Source organism: Bradyrhizobium sp. 157, assembly GCF_023073815.1.
GTDB lineage: Bacteria > Pseudomonadota > Alphaproteobacteria > Rhizobiales > Xanthobacteraceae > Bradyrhizobium.
Map to the genome: position 1 here is coordinate 80,606 of NZ_JADPKF010000088.1, position 18,987 is coordinate 99,592.

Sequence of the window (18,987 nt, forward strand, 5' to 3'; positions counted from 1 at the left end):
GTCGGGCCCCCTCGGACAACCGACGTTGTGGCGGCTAGCGCTCAATCCGCAAACTGACCGGCCGCCTTGATGATCGGCGCCCAGCGATCGACTTCGCTGATGAGTTTTGCCTTCAAGGCTTCCGGCGTCGCTTCGCTCTGCGGGACAGGTTCCGTGTTGATGTCGTTGAACCGCTTCACCAAATCCGGGTCGCGTAACGCCTCCTGCAGCGTCTTGGATAGCTTCTGAACGATCTCGTCGGGCGTGCCCTTCGGCGCATAGATGCCGTGCCAGGCGCCGACTTCAAAGCCCTTCAGCCCGGCCTCATCCGCGCTCGGCAGATCCGGCATGGACGCCAGCCGTGTCTTCGTCGTGATGGCGTAGGCCTTGACCAGCTTCGACGCGATCGGGCTCGTGGTGTTCGTGGTCTGGTCGCAGGAGAGGTCGATTTGCTTGGCGATCAGATCGTTCATGACGGGGGCATTGCCCTTGTACGGCACGGTGAGGATTTCCTTGCCGACCGCGGTCATGAACAGCATGCCGCAGAGATGCGACGCAGCGCCGAGGCCCGCATTGCCAAAGGTCATCTTGTCGCCATTGGCCTTCATGTAGGTGACGAGTTCGGCCAGCGTATTCGGCGGCAGATCGGGACGGCCGATGATCGTCATCGGGGCGTTGGTGACGAGGCCGATCGGCGCGAACGCCGTCTTGGTGTCGTAGGGCAGCTTGCGGTATAGCGTCGCCGCCGTGGAGATGCCGATGTGGTGGATCAAAAGCGTATACCCGTCCGGCTCCGCGCGCGAGGCGCGCGTCGCCGCGATGGTGCCGCCAGCGCCCGTGGCGTTCTCGATGACGATGGTCTGGCCCAGCAGTTTTGACATCGATTGCGCGGTCACCCGCGCCACGGTGTCGGTGGCGCCCCCGGCGGCGAAGGGGACCAGCAACGTAATAGGTCTGCTGGGATAGTTTTGCGCCAAAGCGGCCGAACTGAGCATCGCAAACGCTGCGGCGATGACGGCTGTTTTCCTCATACGTGCCTCCCGGAGAGTTTGTTTTGTTTGGCCTCTAACGCAGGCCTCTTGCCCACGACCGGTTCGTCGTGCGGACCGTCACACGTTGGAGCTATGGATCGCCTCCACAACAGCCGCGGTGACATCCTTGGTCGTCGCGGTGCCGCCGACATCGGGCGTCGTGATGCCGGCGCCCGTGACCTTCTCCACGGCGTGCATCAGCCGTGCCGAGGCTTCAGCCTCGCCGAGATGATCGAGCATCTGCGACGCCGTCCAGAAGCTCGCGACTGGGTTTGCGATACCCTTGCCGGTGATGTCGAACGCAGAGCCGTGGATCGGCTCGAACATGGAGGGAAAGCGCCGCTCGGGATCGATGTTCGCGGTCGGCGCTACCCCGAGGCTGCCAGCGAGCGCGCCGGCGAGATCGGACAGGATATCAGCGTGGAGGTTGGTCGCGACGATGGTGTCGAGGCTCTGCGGCTTCAGCGTCATCCGCACCGTCATCGCGTCGACCAGCATCTTGTCCCAAGTCACGTCTGGGAATTCTTTCGAGACCTCCCCGGCGATCTCGTCCCACATCACCATGCCATGCCGCTGCGCATTCGATTTTGTCACTACCGTGAGCAGCTTGCGTGGTCGAGACTGCGCCAGGCGGAATGCATAGCGCATGATGCGCTGGACGCCGACGCGGGTGAAGATGGTCACTTCCGTGCCGACTTCCTCCGGCAGGCCGCGATGGACGCGGCCACCGCAGCCGGCATATTCGCCTTCGGAATTTTCACGCACGATCACCCAGTCGAGGTCGCCCACCTCGGCATGGCGAAGCGGCGAGGTGATGCCGGGCAGGATCCGGGTCGGGCGAACGTTGGCATATTGGTCAAACCCTTGGCAGATTGGCAGGCGCAGGCCCCATAGCGTGATGTGATCGGGCACATCAGGCGCGCCGACTGCGCCGAAATAGATCGCGTCGAATTTTTTCAGCGTGGCGAGGCCATCGGCCGGCATCATTACGCCGTGCTTGCGGTAATAGGCCGAGCCCCAGTCGAAGGTTTCGACATTGAACTTGACGTCGCCGAGCCGCTTTTCGAGGCTTTCAAGCGCGGTGACGCCGGCGGCGATGACCTCCGGACCGATCCCGTCAGCCGGAATAGCGGCGATTGAATATTCACGCATCGAAGTCTCCTTGGAAGGGTCTGGGCCCGCGCCCTATCAACGTCATTGCGAGCGCAGCGAAGCATAGCGCCGCAAACCGAGGCATGGATTGCTTCGTCGCTTCGCTCCTCGCAATGACGGCGCGGAACGTCCGCAGGTCCTACACTTAGCGCATCCTGCGGCCGCTTCTATCGATCGGCAATTGCCTCGCGTTTATACAAAAAATTGATATAATCGCCCGCGAGAGGAAACGATGGATCTGCATCACTTGCGTTGCTTCGTGGCTGCCGCCGAGGAACTGCATTTTGGCCGGGCGGCGCAGCGGCTCGACATGCTGCCGTCGGCGCTCGGCCGTTTCATTCGCCTGCTTGAAGAGGATCTCGGCACGCGGTTGATGACGCGCACGACGCGAAGCGTCGCGCTGCCCGACGATGGCGCGGTGCTGCTCAAGGATGCGCGTGCCTTGCTGGCGCAGGCAGATGCACTAGCCGGCAAGTTTCGTACGCGCGGCCGAAAACGCGCGGCGATCATTCGCGTCGGCGCGATCGACAGCGCCGCTGCGGGACTGTTGCCAAAACTGCTCCATGATTTCCGGCAGCGCCGGCCCGACGTCACCGTGCAACTAGTCGAGGACAAAACGGTCCGCCTGCTGCCGCGCCTGTTGTCCGGCCGGCTTGATCTCGCCTTCGTGCGGCCGCCGGAGCGGCCGGATAAGCGGCTGGAATTTGCCTTTCTGCTGCACGAGACCGCCGTCGTTGCGGTTGCCGACCGTCATCCGCTGGCGTCGCGCAAGCGCGTCACCATCGCCGATCTTGAGAACGAGCCGTTGATCGTACCCGAACGCCGTTCGCGTCCGCACAGCCACGACCTCACCATGAAACTATTCGCCGAGGCGGGGCTAGAGGCGCGTGTCGCCCAGATCGCCGACGAGAAGCAGACCATCGTCAACCTTGTCTCCACCGGCCTCGGCCTTGCCATCGTCCCGCGCTGGACGTCGCGCATGGCGACGCGCGGCGTCCGCTTCATCCGTCTCGCGGCGTCCGACATGAACAAGCTGCCGCTCGCCGCCGCCTGGACGCGCGGCACGCGTGATGCGGTCAGGGATGACGTTCTGGAAATGCTGAAAGCCGATCTGCCGCGCTACGCGCGTGAGGCGTAGAGCGCTTGCCGGTCGTAGTCGTAGGATGGGTAGAGCGAAGCGAAACCCATCGCCGTGCGGACCGGCGTTGTTGATGGGTATCGCTTCGCTCCACCCATCCTACGGAACTGTCATCGCCCGGCTTGACCGGGCGACCCAGTATTCCAGAGGCAGTAGTGATTGATTCGATAGGCCGCGGCGTACTGGATACCCGTATACGGGTATGACGAACCTTGATTGGGACGAGCGCTGTTGCCTTCAGATCGAGAAACTGGTCCCGCAGCCGCAGGACGCCGTGGCGTTTGGATTGACCACGCGGAACGAAGCGCCGATCAGATCGTCGACGAAATCGACTTCGGAGCCGGCGAGGAACGGCACCGAGGCCGGATCGACCAGCACCACTGCGCCCTCTCGCGCGATCACGAGATCGTCCTCCGCCTTGGCGTGGTCGACGTCAAACTTGTACTGGAAGCCGGAGCAGCCGCCGCCCTCGACGGAAATGCGCAGCATGGCGCCGTCGCCTTCGTTCTTAAGGATTTCGCCGATGCGGCGGGCAGCCCGCTCGCTGACGGTGATGGCAGTGGTCATGGCATGCTCTCCGGCCCCGTCATACCCAAAATCATTTGGTATGGCGCGTTAGACATAGTTAAGTGCGTAATCTCACGGAATCAAATGGATAAGGACTAAAAAACCGTGTCGGTCGGAATGGCTGCCCCCCGCGCGCTTTGTGGCTGCGACCCTGACCGGAGCCGCGGGCGGCTGTTCGCGGAGCCGCCGAGCCGGACGCGCAGCCCGTTCCGGCGCGATTGCGACCGGGTGATCCATTCCACCGCGTTCCGGCGGCTGAAACACAAGACACAAGTTTTCGTGTTCCACGAGGGCGACCACTACCGCACCCGGCTGACTCATTCGCTGGAAGTGGCGCAGATCGCCCGCGCATTGGCCCGCCAGCTTGGACTCGACGAGGATCTCACCGAAACGCTGGCGCTGGCCCATGACCTCGGCCATCCCCCGTTCGGCCATGCCGGCGAGCGGGCGCTCGACAAGTGCCTTAGGGATCACGGCGGCTTCGACCACAACGCGCAGGCGCTGCGGGTCGTGACCTCGCTGGAGCATCGCTATCCCGAGTTCGACGGGCTGAACCTGACCTGGGAGTCGCTGGAGGGCATCGTAAAGCACAACGGCCCGCTGACCGAGCGGGACGCGGTCCCCGCCGGGCCATACCGCGACGGCGGCATCCCCGTCGGCATCTCCGATTTCAATCAAAAATTCGATCTGGAGCTGTGGAGCTACGCCTCGCTGGAGGCGCAGGCCGCGGCGTTTGCCGACGATATCGCCTATGACGCCCACGACATCGACGACGGCCTGCGCGCCGGGCTGTTTGTCGTCGACGACCTCAAGGTGATGCCGCTGACTGAGTCCATCATCGCCGAAATTGACCGGCATTATCCCAATCTCGACGACGCCAGGCGCGGCGCGGAACTGGTGCGCGAATTGATTTCCTACATGATCGGGGCGGTTATGTCGGAGGCGAGCAGGCGCCTTGCCGCGGCGAAGCCGCAATCGGCCGACGACGTCCGCCACCATCACCAGCCGCTGATCGCCTTTCCGCCTGACGTTGCCGAGGAGGAGGCCGCCATCAAGGCGTTCCTGAAACAGCACATGTACCGCCACCACCGGGTGATGCGGGTGATGGGCGAGGCGGAAGACATCCTGTTCGACCTGTTCGCGCGCTACCAGAATTCGCCGGGAGACCTGCCGGCCGAATGGGTGGAGGGTACCGAGCGCGTCACGGATGGCGAGCGGGCGCGCCGGATCGGCAATTTCATCGCCGGAATGACCGACCGCTACGCCCTGATGGAGCACCAGCGGCTTTTTGACTCGACCCCGGATTTGCGTTAGGCGGCGGCCATGTCCGACAAGCCAACTTCACAACACCTGTTCGCCGACGTGCTCGCGCGCGTGCAGGCGATCTGCGCCGCGCTCGCGGCCGAGGGCCAGTGGCCCGCCGGCATCGATTTCTCCCGCCTTGTGGTCGAGCCGCCGCGCGACGCGAGCCATGGCGACATGGCGACCAACGCCGCGATGGTGCTGGCCAAGGACGCAAAGGCAAAGCCGCGCGAACTCGCCGACAAGATCGCGGAAAAATTGCGCGCCGACGATCTGGTTGCAGCCGTCGAGGTCGCCGGGCCCGGCTTCATCAATCTCACCTTGAAGCCTCAGGTCTGGGTCGATGAACTGCGCACCATGCTGCGCGAAGGCGCAGCGTATGGCAAAAGCGCAGTCGGCGCCGGCGCCAAGGTCAACGTCGAATATGTCTCGGCCAATCCGACCGGGCCGATGCATGTTGGCCATTGCCGCGGCGCGGTGTTCGGTGATGCGCTGTGCGGTCTGCTGGATTTTGCAGGCTATGACGTCACCCGCGAGTATTACATCAATGACGCCGGCGCTCAGGTCGACGTGCTCGCGCGCTCGGCCTACCTGCGCTATCTGGAAGCGCTCGGCGAGAACGTCGGCGAGATCCCGGAAGGGCTGTATCCGGGCGACTATCTCGTGCCGGTTGGCCAGGCACTTGCGGCAGAGCATGGCGACAAGCTCACGGCGATGCCGGAAAGCGCATGGCTGCCAATCGTCCGCAACAAGTCCATCGCCATGATGATGGACATGATCAAGGGCGATCTCGCCGCGCTGAACATCAAGCATGAGGTGTTCTTCTCGGAGCGGTCGCTGATCGAGACCGGCAACAACAAGGTCACCGAGACCATCGATTTCCTGCGCTCCAAGGGCGACATCTACGAGGGCCGTCTGCCGCCGCCGAAGGGCAAGCCGGTCGAGGATTACGAGGACCGCATCCAAACGCTGTTCCGCGCCACCGCCTACGGCGATGACGTCGATCGTCCGCTAATCAAGTCGGATGGCTCTTACACCTACTTCGCTTCCGACATCGCCTATCACAAGAACAAGGTCGATCGCGGCTTCCTCGAGATGATCGACGTGTTCGGCGCCGATCATGGCGGCTACATCAAGCGCATGCAGGCTGCGGTGAAGGGCGTCAGTGGCGGCAAGGCGGCGCTCGACGTCAAGGTGGTGCAGCTCGTTCGCCTGCTGCGTGCCGGCGAGCCTGTGCGGATGTCAAAACGCTCCGGCGATTTCGTCACCTTGCGCGAAGTGGTCGACGAGGTCGGTTCCGACGCCGTGCGGTTCATGATGCTGTTCCGCAAGAACGACGCTGTGCTCGATTTCGATCTCGCCAAGGTGCTCGAGCAATCGAAGGACAATCCGGTCTTCTACGTCCAATACGGACATGCCCGCGGCCACTCCATTTTCAAGAATGCCCGCGAAGTGGTTCCGGACCTCCCCGAGGATGACGCGGCCCGGACGGCCTATTTGGAGGATGCCCCGGTGGAGCGGCTGACGGATCCGGCCGAACTTGACCTTTTGAAGCGGTTGGCGCTCTATCCCCGGATGGTCGAGGCGGCGGCGGTTGCACATGAACCGCACCGAATCGCTTTTTATCTATATGATTTAGCCAGTGAATTTCATGCGTTGTGGACGAAGGGGCGGGATTTGCCCTATTTACGCTTCATTATAACTAATGATGCAGAAATCACGAGGGCGCGACTGGCTATGGTCCAGGGCGTCGTCTCGGTTCTGGCATCGGGCTTAGCCGTTCTCGGCGTCCACGCTCCGACCGAGATGCGGTAGGCAGGGGCGAAGGCCCTTCACGAATGGGGGTTCGTGGGGGTATCTGGCAGGGGCCACGCTCGTCATGGTTTGTTTGACATGGCGGGTTGGCGCTGTCCCGAAGGGGATGCATCATCACGATGGCTGATCGATATCAGGAACGACCTTTTCCCTCCGCCGATCAGGATCGCGGTGAGAGCGATCCGCTTGCGGAGCTCGCAAGGCTGATCGGGCAGAGCGATCCGTTGGGGGCTGCGGCCAAGCCGGCGCCGCGCCCGCTGCAGTCGCGGGCCAATGTGCGTCCGCAGCAGTACCATCCACCAGAGGAGGACCTCGACGCGCCTCCGGCCCCGCCGGCATGGATGCAGCGCGCGCGCCAGGAAACCCCGCCGCCGCCACTTCCATCACCTCTGCCGCAGGAGCAGGCTTACGACGACGAGCCGGACTACCAGCCGGCGCCGGTACATCCCTTGCACCGCTATGCGGCCCAGCATCAGGCGCCCGCGCAGGACTCGCAGGACTACTACGAGGCTCCGCAGCAATATGCCGACGAGCCGCAGCAGGACCCGTCGCGCTACGACGATGCGCTGTATGGGCGGCTCGAAAATGGCGAGCACGACGATCAGCGCGATCCGGCCTATTCGGACGATCCCTATGCGTACCAGGGCGAATACGAGGAGGAGCCCGCTCCGAAGAAGCGCTCGAGCGGCCTGATGACGGTCGCCGCGGTGCTGGCGTTGGCTGTGGTGGGGACGGGCGCTGCCTTTGCCTATCGCACTTACGTCGGTTCGCCCCGCTCAGGCGAGCCGCCGATCATCAAGGCCGACAACAGCCCGACCAAGGTAATGCCGGCACCGTCCGACGTGGGCGCCGCCAAGGCCCCTGACCGCATGCTGCAGGGCGATGGCGGCGAGAAGCTGGTGTCGCGCGAAGAGACGCCGGTCGACGTCAATGCGAGGTCTGGCGCGCCGCGCGTGGTGTTTCCGGCGCTGAATCCGAATACCAACCCGCCGCCGGTCGCGAGTGTTTCGCCGTCCGGTCCGCCGCCCGCAACCGGCGCGAACGGCACGATGCCGAACAACGAGCCGCGCCGAATCAAGACGCTCGCCGTCAAGGGCGATGCGGCTGAAAATGGCGGCATTCCGGCAGGGGCCAGCGCACCGCCGCCGAAGCCGACGACGCGGAGCGCTGCTGCCCCGGCCCAAGCTGTCGCTCCGGGGCCTGCCCCCATTGCACCGCCTCCGCCGGCGCGTAACCCGGCGTCGGCCAATGCCAGCGCCAATACGCCGATATCGCTGGCACCGCAGGCCGATACTGCTCCGCCGCCGACCCGGATGGCGGCCACCAATCCGGCCCAGCCGGCTGCCCCGGCCGGGGGTGGCTATCTGGTTCAGGTCTCCTCGCAGAAGAACGAAGCCGATGCGCAGGCCTCCTACCGGGCGCTGCAGAGCAAGTTCCCGAGCGTTCTGGGATCGCACTCGTCGCTGGTGAAACGCGTCGATCTCGGCGAAAAGGGCGTCTATTACCGCGCGTTCGCCGGCCCGTTCGGCTCGTCCGAAGAGGCAGCGCAGGTCTGCAGCAGTCTGAAATCTGCCGGCGGCCAGTGCTTCGTCCAAAGGAATTAACGCCGGTTTCCTTGACCCGGGGGCCGTGAGGGGCCTAATCGGCCCCCATGACAAGCCGCGCATTCATCACGGGCGTATCGGGACTGGAGCTGAGCGCCGCGGAGCGCGAATTCATCCGTGGCGAGCGGCCATGGGGCTTGATCCTGTTCAAGCGCAACATCGAGACGCCGGATCAAGTATCTGTACTTGTTGATGAATTTCGATATTGCCTAGGCGAGGCCGATGCGCCGGTCCTGATCGATCAGGAAGGCGGACGGGTGGCGCGGCTCGGGCCGCCGCATTGGCCAGTATATCCGCCCGGTGCCACCTTCGGCGCGCTCTACGACCTCGAGCCGGCGCTGGGCCTGAAGGCCGCGCGGCTAAGCTCGCGCCTCATTGCGGCCGACCTGATCGACCTCGGCATCACCGTCGACTGCCTGCCGCTGGCGGACGTGCCGGTGGCCGGCGCGGACGCCGTGATCGGCAACCGGGCGTATGGAACCGAGCCGGGCAAGGTCGCCGCGATTGCCCGGGCGGTCACCGGGGGGTTGGAGCAGGGCGGCGTGCTGCCCGTGCTGAAGCATATTCCCGGGCATGGAAGGGCCACTGCAGATAGCCATTTCCGGCTCCCGACCGTTGATACCGCGCGGAAAGAGCTGGAACGGACTGATTTTGCCGCCTTTCGACCGCTGGCGGACCTGCCGATGGCCATGACCGCGCATGTTGTGTTTAGCGCGTTAGACCCCGTCCAACCGGCGACGACTTCTGCGACAATCATCCGGCAAGTGATTCGCGGCGTAATTGGGTTCCAGGGTTTGTTGATGAGTGATGACGTGTCGATGAATGCGTTGGCGGGATCGATCTCGGATCGGACCCGCGCCATCGTCAACGCCGGTTGCGACATGGTCCTGCATTGCAACGGCAAGCTCGACGAGATGCGCGACGTGGCGCGCGAGACGCCGGAACTGACGGGCGAGGCCTTGAGCCGAGCCGCACGGGCGCTGGCCTCGCGAAAGCAGCCTGAGCCGTTCGACCGCCAGGCGGCGCGGGCTGAACTTGAAGCGTTGATGGATCGGGTAGGAACGGCATGACGGCTGAGATTCTATCGTTTGAAACCGGACGGCCCGCCGAAATCACCGACGGCGAGCCGGCGCTGGTCGTCGACGTCGAGGGCTATGAGGGCCCGCTTGACCTGCTGCTCACGCTGGCGCGGCAGCAGAAGGTCGATCTCGCCAAGATTTCGATCCTGGCGCTGGCCGACCAGTATCTGACCTTTATCGAGGCGGCGCGAAAGATCCGCCTCGAACTCGCCGCCGATTACCTCGTGATGGCCGCCTGGCTCGCGTTCCTGAAATCGCGGCTGCTGCTGCCTGAACCGGCGACGCCCGACGGGCCGAGCGCCGAGGAAATGGCGACCGCCTTGGCCAACCGGCTGCGGCGGCTGGAAGCCATCCGCGAAGCCGCCAACCGATTGATGAACCGGCCGCAGTTCCAGCGCGATATTTTTCCGCGCGGCAATCCGGAAACGATCGCCGAAATCAAGCACCCCAGATTCACGGCGACGCTGTTCGACCTGCTCACCGCCTATGCCGCGCAGCGCCAGCAGCGCGTGCTGGCGACGGTGCATCTGACCAAGCGCACGGTGTGGTCGCTGGCCGAAGCGCGCGCCTCGCTGGAGCGGCTGGTCGGCATGGCCGAGTCCGAGGAGTGGAACTGTCTCGACGATTACCTGCTCAGCTACGTGGTCGATCCCTCGCAGCGGGCGACGGTGTTCGCCTCGAGCTTTGCCGCAGCCCTCGAATTGGTGCGCGAAGGCGAGATGGAATTGAACCAGAAAGAGGCGTTCGCGCCGCTGTATTTTCGCAAGCGTCCGCCGCAGGCAGCAATGCCTGCGCCCGATATGACGGTCGAGTAAGTGGAAGGAGACCTAGCCATGGCGAGCCTGGCGGAAAAACGCATGGAAGATGCCGAGGATCATCCCATCGACCAACATACCGATCAGGCCGCGCGGCCCGAGGAATTGCGGCTGCTCGAAGCGTTGCTGTTTGCCTCCGCGGAGCCGATCGACCAGGCGGCCTTGGCCAAGCGCATGCCCGACGGCGTCGACGTCAAGGCGGCGCTGGCGCAGTTGCAGGCGGAATATGCGCCGCGCGGCGTCAATCTGGTGCGCGTCGCGAACAAATGGACGTTCCGCACCGCGGGCGATCTGTCGTGGCTGATGACGCGCGAAAGCACGGAGACGCGGCGGCTGTCGCGGGCGGCGATCGAGGTACTCGCGATCATTGCCTATCACCAGCCCGTGACGCGCGCCGAGATCGAGGAGATCCGCGGCGTGATCACGTCAAAGGGAACGCTGGATGTGCTGCTCGAAACCGGTTGGATTCGCCCCCGCGGCCGCCGCAAGACGCCGGGGCGGCCGCTGACGTTCGGCACAACGGAAGCGTTCCTTTCGCAGTTCAGCCTGGAGGCGCTGAGCGACCTGCCGGGCCTGGAAGAGCTGAAGGGTACGGGGCTCCTGGATTCGCGGCTGCCTTCCGGCTTCAGCGTTCCGACGCCGTCGGATGACGTGGCGCTGCGCGAGGACGAGGATCCGCTGGACGCTGGCGACAACCTGGAACTGCTGCTGGCGCCGGCCGCCGAGCCTGAAGGCGGCAGCGAAAGCTAGTTCCGATGGCTCCGGCTATCGCTCAGGCGGGTTAATAATAGCCATAATACGTAGCCGCGACAGCGATTTGCCGCGGCATGGGTCCTTGTTTTTGACACCCCGCGAGCCTACCTTCCGCGAAAGCTTGGCCGGAAGCCGGCCGTCTCTTTTTGGAGGGTTGCAGGATGGGTTCACTTAGCATTTGGCACTGGATCGTCGTGATCGCAGTGGTCCTGCTGTTGTTCGGCCGCGGCAAGATTTCAGACCTGATGGGCGATGTCGCGAATGGCATCAAGGCCTTCAAGAAGGGCATGCAGGACGATGAGAAGGCGCCCGAAAAGCCCGCCGAGCCTGTAAAGACCATCGATCACAATGCGACGCCGGCGCCGACGGCGCGAACGGATGTCGGCAGCAAGGCTGTCTGAACCGGGCATCTTGGACCTGGTGTCGGTTCAGGACACCGGTTGAGAAAAGGCGCGGGTTGCTCCAGATCTTGGTTATGATGGATTGGGGCGCGGACGTCTCGCGCGAGCGGAAGAATTCATGTTCGACATCGGGTGGAGTGAACTGGTCATCATCGCGGTTGTCGCGCTGATTGCCATCGGCCCGAAAGAGCTGCCGGGCGTGCTGCGCATGGTCGGGCAATGGATCGGCAAGGCGCGCAAGATGGCCGGCGAATTCCAGGGCCAGTTCCAGGAAGCCATGCGCGAGGCCGAAATGGCCGACCTCAAGAAGAGCTTTGACGAGGTCAAGGAGACCGCGACCGCGCTTTCCCCCGCTAATGTCATGACCTCCCTGCAGAAGGATGTCGACGAGGCCCTGCAGATCGGCGGCATCGACAAGCCTGCCACGACGCAAGTCAACGACGCGCAGGTGGCGTCCGCGATCAGCGAGCCCGTCACCCCGACCACGCCGGCAGCGCCGACGCCGGAAACCTTCGTCGAGGCCGAGGCGCATGCGGCCGCTTCCGAGCCGCTGGCGATCACCCGTGAAGTTCAGGCCGTCCAGCAGGACGTTGCGCCGGCGGCGCCCGACATTCTCAAGGACGCCAAAGCGTCATGACCATCGAAGACATCGAGGCCAGCAAGGCCCCCTTGATGGACCATTTGATCGAGCTGCGCTCGCGGCTGATCAAGGCATTGCTCGGTTTTGGCATTGCGTTCATCTTCTGCTTCTTCTTCGCCAAGCAGATCTACAACGTGCTGGTCTGGCCGTTCGTCTGGGTGGCAGGTGCCGAAAATTCCAAATTCATCTACACCGCGCTGCTGGAATATTTCCTCACGCAGTTGAAGCTCGCGCTGTTCGGCGCCGCCTTCATCTCATTCCCGATCGTGGCGACGCAGATTTATAAGTTCGTGGCGCCCGGTCTCTACAAACACGAGCGCGGCGCGTTCCTGCCGTATCTGATCGCAACTCCGTTCTTCTTCGTGCTCGGCTCGCTGCTCGTCTATTTCGTGGTGCTGCCGATGCTGGTTCGTTTCTCGCTCGGCATGCAGCAGATGGGCGGCGATGAGAGCGCGCAGATTCAGTTGCTGCCCAAGGTCGGCGAATATCTGTCGCTGATGATGTCGCTGATCTTCGCCTTCGGCGTCGCGTTTCAGTTACCTGTCATCCTGACGTTGCTGGGTCGGATCGGCATCGTCACCTCGCAGATGCTGCGTGAGAAGCGGCGCTATTTCATCGTGATCGCCTTCGTGATTGCCGCCGTGCTGACGCCGCCCGACGTCATCAGCCAGGCCTCGCTCGCGATCCCGCTGATGGCGCTCTACGAGGGCGCGATCGTCGCGGTCCGCATGGTGGAAAAGAAGGCCGCCGCGACGCAGGCCTCGACCACGCCGCCAGCAAGCCCGCCGCCAGAGGCCAATCCGGCCGAGTAGGCCGTCGTTCTCGCCCCCCAATCGGCCGTCATTCTCCGCGAAAGCCGGGAATCCAATACGCCGAGGCCCTCCGGATTCAGTACAGGCGTCTCTGGAATACTGGATCACCCGCTTTCGCGGGTGATGACGGGTGTGGTACTGGGGGCGCGCCGCGTGGAAATTGTCAACATACGCGTTGACTGTGCGCGGGGCGACGACCGAGGACCACACGGCAATGCACGACATCAAATCGATCCGCGACAACCCCCGGGCCTTCGACACCGGCCTGAAGCGCCGGGGGCTGGCGCCGTTGTCGGCTTCGCTGCTGGCGATCGACGAGAAGCGCCGGGCAGCCATCCTGACGTCCGAGCAGGCGCAGGCGCGGCGCAATGCGGCTTCGAAGGAAATCGGCGAGGCGAAGAAGGCCAAGGATGACACGCGCGCCAACAAGCTGATGGCTGAAGTTGCCGAGCTCAAGACCACGATGCCGGAGTTGGAGGCTGCGGCGAAGAGAGCGGACGAAGAGCTGGCGAAAGAACTCGCCGCGATCCCGAACCTGCCGCTCGACGACGTGCCCGAAGGCACCGACGAGCACGGCAATGTGCAGCGCCACGTCTACGGCAAGATCCGCAACTACGCCTTCACGCCGAAGCCGCATGACGATCTCGGCGGCGCGCTCGGCTACATGGATTTCGAAGCTGCCGCAAAACTGAGCGGTGCGCGCTTCGTCGTACTGAAGAAAGGTCTCGCACGGCTGGAGCGCGCGATCGGTCAGTTCATGCTCGATCTCCATACCAACGAGCATGGCTACACCGAGGTAAATCCGCCGCTATTGGTGCGCAACGATGTCATGTTCGGCACTGGCCAATTGCCGAAATTTGAGGACGACCAGTTCTGGGCCATCAAGGGCGAATTGCTTGCGGCTCCCGACGAGCGATTGAAGACCGAACGTCTGGGTCTCATTCCGACCGCCGAAGTCTCGCTGACCAACCTCGTCCGCGAATCCATCGTCGACGAAAAAGAACTGCCGATGCGGCTCACCGCGCTGACGCCGTGCTTCCGTGCCGAAGCGGGCGCTGCGGGCCGCGATACCCGCGGCATGATCCGGCAGCATCAATTTACGAAAGTCGAGCTGGTCTCGATCGCGACGCCTGAGACCAGTCGCGACGAGCATGAGCGCATGCTGTCCTGCGCCGAGGAAGTGCTGCGCCGGCTCGACCTGCATTACCGCGTGATGACGCTGTGCTCCGGCGATATGGGCTTCTCCGCGCAGAAGACCTACGACATCGAGGTCTGGATGCCCGGACAGGGCGAAGGCGGGGCTTACCGCGAAATCTCGAGCTGCTCGGTGTGCGGTGATTTCCAGGCGCGGCGCATGGATGCGCGCTCCCGAGGGCCCGACGGCAAGCCGCGTTTCGTGCATACGCTGAACGGCTCCGGCACCGCGGTCGGCCGCGCGTTGATTGCGGTGATGGAAACCTATCAGCAGGAAGACGGCTCCATCGCGGTGCCTGCGGTGCTGCAGCCCTATATGGGCGGGCTCAAAGCCATCGAGCGGGACAAATAGCGCAAAGCAAAAATGGCATTGCATCGCGACATCCTTTGGATCGGGAGGCAATGGGCTGTCACCGGCCACGGGATGCAATTGATCGACCAGCGGCTGATGGGCGCCTTCGATATCGAGGTGGCGCGCCTGTGGGACGACGATCTGATCGCGCGCATGCATGCCAAGGAATGGCTCAACGCCGCCGACTTCGACAAGGGACTGGCGGTTGCGCGGACGCGGCACAAGCCGCCGGAGGCGGGATCGGACCCAGTAGCTGCGACGTGTCCGGCGATCGAGCCCGTCGCGGCACCTTCGCCCAAGCCAGTGGACGCGAGCCCGGCCTCTCTGCCCGTCGAATCGGCGCAGCAGGTATCGCCAGACCTGCAGATGAAAATCGATGGCGGCGCCAGATTTGCCCGCCCCTGGCGTGTCTGGATGAAGAAAACCTGAGGAAATAGGCCGGTTTGCCTCAGCCGCGATAGCCGGATAAGACGACAGCCAAAGGCAAAAGCCTACCTCGACCTGAACCTGAAGGCATTTTGACGGATGCGAATTCTCTGCACCAATGACGACGGCATTCATGCGCCGGGTCTGAAGATCGTCGAGGAGATTGCCCGCGCGCTGTCGGACGACGTCTGGATCGTGGCGCCGGAGCTCGATCAGTCCGGTGTCTCGCATTCACTGTCGCTGAACGATCCCTTACGGCTGCGTGAAATCGGTCCGCGCCATTTCGCGGTGCGGGGCACGCCGACGGATTGCGTGATCATGGGCTCGCGCCACATCCTCGGCGAGAAGATGCCCGATCTCGTGCTGTCCGGCGTCAACAAGGGCCGCAACGTCGCCGAGGACGTCGTCTATTCCGGTACGATCGCGGGTGCGCTCGAGGGCACGATTCTGGGAATCCCGTCGTTTGCGCTGAGCCAGGAATTTTCCGTCGAGACCCGTCACGCGCCGCTGTGGGATACCGCGCTGAAATTCGGCCCCGGCATCCTGCGTAAGGTGATCGATGCCGGGGTGCCGAAGAATACCGTCATCAACGTCAACTTTCCCGCCTGCACGCCTGATCAGGTTAAGGGCGTTCGAGTGACACGGCAGGGCAAGCGCAACCTCGGTTTCCTGAAAATCGACAAGCGCCACGATGGCCGCGGCAATCCGTATTACTGGATCGGTTTCGAACGCGCTGCGATGATGGACACGCCGGCCGACGGCACCGACCTCGCAGCGTTGGCAGCGCGCTACGTCTCGGTTACGCCGCTGCGGCTGGATCGCACGGACGAGGCGTTCTCGGAAGAGTTGACGTCGACGCTGAAGTAGGCTCGTGAGCCAGTAGCCCGGATGGAGCGAAGCGAAATCCGGGATCAGTTCGTCCGCTCATGCACCGTTCCCGGATTGCGCTTCGCTCCATCCGGGCTACACGCGGCGCCTTAAACCGGAGCGCTCTTCAACGTAGACGCGATTACCTGTGCCAGCGTTTCCAATTGGAATGGCTTCTGCAGCGCGGGGCGGTCGCGATATTCCTGCGGCAGGCCGGAGGAGCCGTAGCCGGTTGCAAAAATGAACGGACGGTTGCGCGCGGTGATCAGTTCGGCTACCGGCGTGATCACCTTGCCGTTGACGTTGACGTCGAGAATGGCGAGATCGAATTCGGTCGTTTGCACCAGCTTGACCGCTTCGCCGATTTCGCCGGCCTCGGCGGCTACGCTGTGGCCCAACTCTTCCAGCATGTCAGCGACCATCATGCGGATCATGACCTCGTCTTCAACGAGGAAAACAGAACAGCCCGCCGGCCGTGTCGCTACCATGATGGATTCCTTGCCCTTCCGAGTGTCGAGGTTCGCAAAAAAAGGACCTGGGTGCAATGTCGGTATGGGCGGGTAGGCGTTGCGTAGAGACTCTTCGCGAAGGATTTTTCCCGGGCGCTAACGTCGGGACGCGGCCTCAGTTCCGGACCAGGAACCACAATCTTTAAGGAAATCGTTCCTTAAGTGCGCGGACGCTATATTACCATCTCGGCGAGGCCGAAGCATTGGATTGGCGGCAGACTCCCGCCACGAGACCGCTATGTCCCAAGAACCGCTCGAAAAGATGATGTTTCAGCTCACTCTGCGGCGGCGGGGGATCAGCGACCAAGCGGTGCTGCGGACCATGGAAGAGGTGCCCCGCGAGGCTTTCGTGGCGGCTGGCGATCGCGCCCATGCCTATCGTGACAGCGCGCTCGGCATTGCCTGCGGGCAGACCATCAGCCAGCCCTTCGTGGTCGCCTACATGACTGAGCAGTTGCAACTGCAGAAGCACCACAAGGTGCTCGAGATCGGGACCGGCTCCGGCTACCAGGCCGCGGTGCTGTCGCGGCTATGCGCGCATGTACTGACCATCGAGCGCTACCGGACGCTGGCGGACACCGCGCGCGACCGCCTCGAAGCGCTGGGCTACTTCAATATCGAAGTAATGTTCGGCGACGGTTTCCAGATTCCGCCCGGCGCCGGCGACTTCGACCGCATCATCGTGACGGCTGCGATGGAGCAAATCCCCGAAAAGCTGCTGGAGCGGCTGCTGCCGGGCGGCATCCTGATCGCGCCGGTCGGGCCCCATCATGGCACCCAGACCCTAGTCAGGGCGACCAGGACGGACAGCGGTTTTGAGCGCAAGGAATTGGTCGATGTCCGCTTCGTCCCGGCCCTGCCGGGAATTGCGCGCGAACTGTAGAATCCCGGATTGGCGGTTCCCGCCAACATCTTATTCCAAGGGTTAAGCGGTTATTTACTCGGTACGTGTTTACTCAAAACAGTATTTTGTTGCGTACGAGTGAGTAACCATGTCCCGTGTCGCCGAGTTGCTTCGCTCGCGTCGGGTGCCGCAAGCCGCGGTGCTGGCGCTGATGTCGGTCGGCTTTGCCGGCTGCAGCGCCGATATGCAGACGCGCTTTTCCGATACCTCATTCTCCAATCCCTTTGCTTCTCAGCCCGAAGCGACCGGTTCGGTGCGCGCTCCCGCCGTCGAACGCCGCGAGCTGCCGCAATATGCCCGGCCGCCGGCCTCGGCGCCGCAATATCAGTCCCAATCCTTGCCGCCGCCCGCGGTCACTGCGCCGACCGCTTATCCTGCCAGCTCGGGAGGGGTGTCGGGAGGAGGGCGCGGGATTTCGTCCTATGCGCCGCCGTCCCAATCGCCGATCGAGACCACCGCGACGGTGCCGCCGCGCTCGGTGGCCGCCGCGCGCCCCTCCGCGCCGGGCGGCACCACGATCATCGTCGGCACCAGCGACACGCTCGACATTCTGGCCAAGCGCTACAACGTTTCAGCCGCTGCGATCCTGCAGGCCAATGGCTATAAGGGTCCGCGCGTGTTGTCGCCCGGCCAGCAACTGATCATTCCGCGCCAGACGGCGACGGCAGCGCCCGCGCCGGCCCTCGCGCCTGCGGCCAGCAAGCCGGTTGCCACGGCGGCAGCGCCGACCGTCCATGTCGTCAACCGCGGCGATACGCTGATGACCATCGCCCGGCGCAATCAGGTTTCGGTCAGCGAACTTGCCAAGGCCAACAATCTCGATCAGTCCGCCAAGCTCAGCCTCGGCATGAAGCTGACCGTGCCCGGTTCGAAATCCGCGTCCGCAACTCCGGCGGCTCAGCCTGTTGCCGCAGCTCCCGCCCAGCCGGTCGCAGCGGTTGCAGCACCGGCCACCAAGGTCGCCTCGACCGGTGGTCCGCCGCAGAGCGCCCGGCTGGCACAGGCGACCACCAACGTCACCGAAGAGAAGCCCGTCATCGAGCAAGCCTCGGTCAAGCCCAGCGAAGCCACCGGCGCGCTGCCGACCTTCCGCTGGCCGGTGCGCGGCAAGGTGATCACGAGCTATGGCGCCAAGACGAACGGCAAATCGAATGACGGTATCAACCTGGCGGTGCCGGAAGGAACGCCGGTGAAAGCCGCGGAAGATGGCGTGGTCGCCTATTCCGGCAACGAGCTCAAGGGTTACGGCAATCTGGTTCTGGTGCGGCACTCCAACGGTTACGTCACCGCATATGCCCATGCGAGTGAACTGCTGGTGAAGCGCGGCGATACGATCAAGCGCGGCCAGATCATTGCCAAATCGGGTCAATCGGGTGAGGTGAGTTCGCCGCAGCTCCACTTCGAGATCCGCAAGGGATCGTCGCCGGTTGACCCGCTTCAATTCCTGAACGGGGCGTGACACAAGCGTAGATGGGGTAACGGGCCGGCCGATCGAGCCGCACGCTCGCTACGGCGCGATTTGAAAGCGCGCTCGCGTGCGGCTTTGCCGGGAGGCGGTCGTCCCTCAAACTGATGGTGTCAAAAACCGGAGTCGGGCAAGCCCGCTCCAAGCATCATCGAGGGACGACCATGTACTACTATGCGGGC

At 63.8% G+C, this 18,987-nt stretch carries 19 protein-coding genes; 15 read left to right on the top strand and 4 right to left on the bottom strand.

Annotation, left to right across the window (positions count from 1 at the left end):
- Positions 1 to 41: 41 nt before the first annotated feature.
- Together IVA95_RS25015 and IVA95_RS25020 are read right to left on the bottom strand one after the other, a co-directional pair.
- A complete protein-coding gene (locus tag IVA95_RS25015) occupies positions 42 to 1,010 on the bottom strand; it encodes a tripartite tricarboxylate transporter substrate binding protein BugD (protein WP_247512916.1) in 969 nt (322 codons plus the stop codon).
- Positions 1,011 to 1,088: 78 nt separating this feature from the next.
- Entirely contained in the window at positions 1,089 to 2,162 is a 1,074-nt protein-coding gene (locus IVA95_RS25020; protein ID WP_247512917.1) for a tartrate dehydrogenase, read from the bottom strand.
- A gap of 232 nt (positions 2,163 to 2,394) precedes the next feature.
- On the opposite strand from IVA95_RS25020, the gene IVA95_RS25025 reads away from it, so the two are divergent.
- Complete coding sequence (locus tag IVA95_RS25025; protein WP_247512918.1) at positions 2,395 to 3,300, top strand: LysR family transcriptional regulator; 906 nt, start codon at positions 2,395 to 2,397, stop codon at positions 3,298 to 3,300.
- A 237-nt stretch (positions 3,301 to 3,537) separates the two neighbouring features.
- Here the strand turns inward: IVA95_RS25025 and erpA are convergent, their stop codons facing one another.
- Entirely contained in the window at positions 3,538 to 3,867 is a 330-nt protein-coding gene (erpA, locus tag IVA95_RS25030) for an iron-sulfur cluster insertion protein ErpA (protein WP_247512919.1), read from the bottom strand.
- A 105-nt stretch (positions 3,868 to 3,972) separates the two neighbouring features.
- On the opposite strand from erpA, the gene IVA95_RS25035 reads away from it, so the two are divergent.
- The 12 genes from IVA95_RS25035 to surE all read left to right on the top strand — a co-directional run bounded on the left by IVA95_RS25035 (position 3,973) and on the right by surE (position 15,927).
- Entirely contained in the window at positions 3,973 to 5,181 is a 1,209-nt protein-coding gene (locus IVA95_RS25035) for a deoxyguanosinetriphosphate triphosphohydrolase (RefSeq protein WP_247512920.1), read from the top strand.
- Between the two features lie 9 nt (positions 5,182 to 5,190).
- Positions 5,191 to 6,984 carry an arginine--tRNA ligase gene (gene argS / locus IVA95_RS25040; protein WP_247512921.1) on the top strand — a complete coding sequence of 598 codons (1,794 nt, stop codon included), beginning with the start codon at positions 5,191 to 5,193 and terminating at the stop codon, positions 6,982 to 6,984.
- Between the two features lie 119 nt (positions 6,985 to 7,103).
- Positions 7,104 to 8,588, top strand: a complete 1,485-nt coding sequence (locus tag IVA95_RS25045; protein WP_247512922.1) for an SPOR domain-containing protein — start codon at positions 7,104 to 7,106, stop codon at positions 8,586 to 8,588.
- A gap of 47 nt (positions 8,589 to 8,635) precedes the next feature.
- Positions 8,636 to 9,658 carry a beta-N-acetylhexosaminidase gene (nagZ, locus tag IVA95_RS25050; protein ID WP_247512923.1) on the top strand — a complete coding sequence of 341 codons (1,023 nt, stop codon included), beginning with the start codon at positions 8,636 to 8,638 and terminating at the stop codon, positions 9,656 to 9,658.
- Positions 9,655 to 10,482 carry a ScpA family protein gene (locus IVA95_RS25055; RefSeq protein ID WP_247512924.1) on the top strand — a complete coding sequence of 276 codons (828 nt, stop codon included), beginning with the start codon at positions 9,655 to 9,657 and terminating at the stop codon, positions 10,480 to 10,482. The genes nagZ and IVA95_RS25055 overlap by 4 nt, the downstream gene beginning before the upstream one ends.
- Positions 10,483 to 10,500: 18 nt before the next feature.
- The gene (gene scpB, locus IVA95_RS25060; protein WP_247512925.1) at positions 10,501 to 11,232 is read left to right on the top strand and encodes an SMC-Scp complex subunit ScpB; all 732 of its coding nucleotides are present in this window, start codon (positions 10,501 to 10,503) and stop codon (positions 11,230 to 11,232) included.
- Between the two features lie 164 nt (positions 11,233 to 11,396).
- Positions 11,397 to 11,636 (top strand): twin-arginine translocase TatA/TatE family subunit, encoded by a 240-nt coding sequence (locus IVA95_RS25065; protein WP_028345916.1) that lies wholly within the window; start codon positions 11,397 to 11,399, stop codon positions 11,634 to 11,636.
- 118 nt (positions 11,637 to 11,754) lie between these two features.
- On the top strand, positions 11,755 to 12,273 hold the full coding sequence (gene tatB, locus IVA95_RS25070) for a Sec-independent protein translocase protein TatB (protein ID WP_247512926.1): 519 nt from the start codon (positions 11,755 to 11,757) through the stop codon (positions 12,271 to 12,273).
- Positions 12,270 to 13,088 carry a twin-arginine translocase subunit TatC gene (tatC, locus tag IVA95_RS25075; protein ID WP_247512927.1) on the top strand — a complete coding sequence of 273 codons (819 nt, stop codon included), beginning with the start codon at positions 12,270 to 12,272 and terminating at the stop codon, positions 13,086 to 13,088. Before tatB ends, tatC begins: the two co-directional genes overlap by 4 nt.
- 214 nt (positions 13,089 to 13,302) lie before the next feature.
- Positions 13,303 to 14,634 carry a serine--tRNA ligase gene (gene serS / locus IVA95_RS25080; protein WP_247512928.1) on the top strand — a complete coding sequence of 444 codons (1,332 nt, stop codon included), beginning with the start codon at positions 13,303 to 13,305 and terminating at the stop codon, positions 14,632 to 14,634.
- 12 nt (positions 14,635 to 14,646) lie between these two features.
- On the top strand, positions 14,647 to 15,063 hold the full coding sequence (locus tag IVA95_RS25085) for a hypothetical protein (protein ID WP_247512929.1): 417 nt from the start codon (positions 14,647 to 14,649) through the stop codon (positions 15,061 to 15,063).
- Between the two features lie 96 nt (positions 15,064 to 15,159).
- Complete coding sequence (gene surE, locus IVA95_RS25090; RefSeq protein WP_213250141.1) at positions 15,160 to 15,927, top strand: 5'/3'-nucleotidase SurE; 768 nt, start codon at positions 15,160 to 15,162, stop codon at positions 15,925 to 15,927.
- 110 nt (positions 15,928 to 16,037) lie between these two features.
- Here the strand turns inward: surE and IVA95_RS25095 are convergent, their stop codons facing one another.
- Positions 16,038 to 16,415, bottom strand: coding sequence for a response regulator (locus IVA95_RS25095; RefSeq protein ID WP_247512930.1), 378 nt, complete (start codon positions 16,413 to 16,415; stop codon positions 16,038 to 16,040).
- A gap of 259 nt (positions 16,416 to 16,674) precedes the next feature.
- Here IVA95_RS25095 and IVA95_RS25100 point away from each other — a divergent pair, with 259 nt between their 5' ends.
- Together IVA95_RS25100 and IVA95_RS25105 are read left to right on the top strand one after the other, a co-directional pair.
- The gene (locus IVA95_RS25100) at positions 16,675 to 17,319 is read left to right on the top strand and encodes a protein-L-isoaspartate(D-aspartate) O-methyltransferase (RefSeq protein WP_213250139.1); all 645 of its coding nucleotides are present in this window, start codon (positions 16,675 to 16,677) and stop codon (positions 17,317 to 17,319) included.
- A 109-nt stretch (positions 17,320 to 17,428) separates the two neighbouring features.
- A complete protein-coding gene (locus tag IVA95_RS25105; protein WP_247512931.1) occupies positions 17,429 to 18,799 on the top strand; it encodes a peptidoglycan DD-metalloendopeptidase family protein in 1,371 nt (456 codons plus the stop codon).
- Positions 18,800 to 18,987 lie beyond the last annotated feature (188 nt).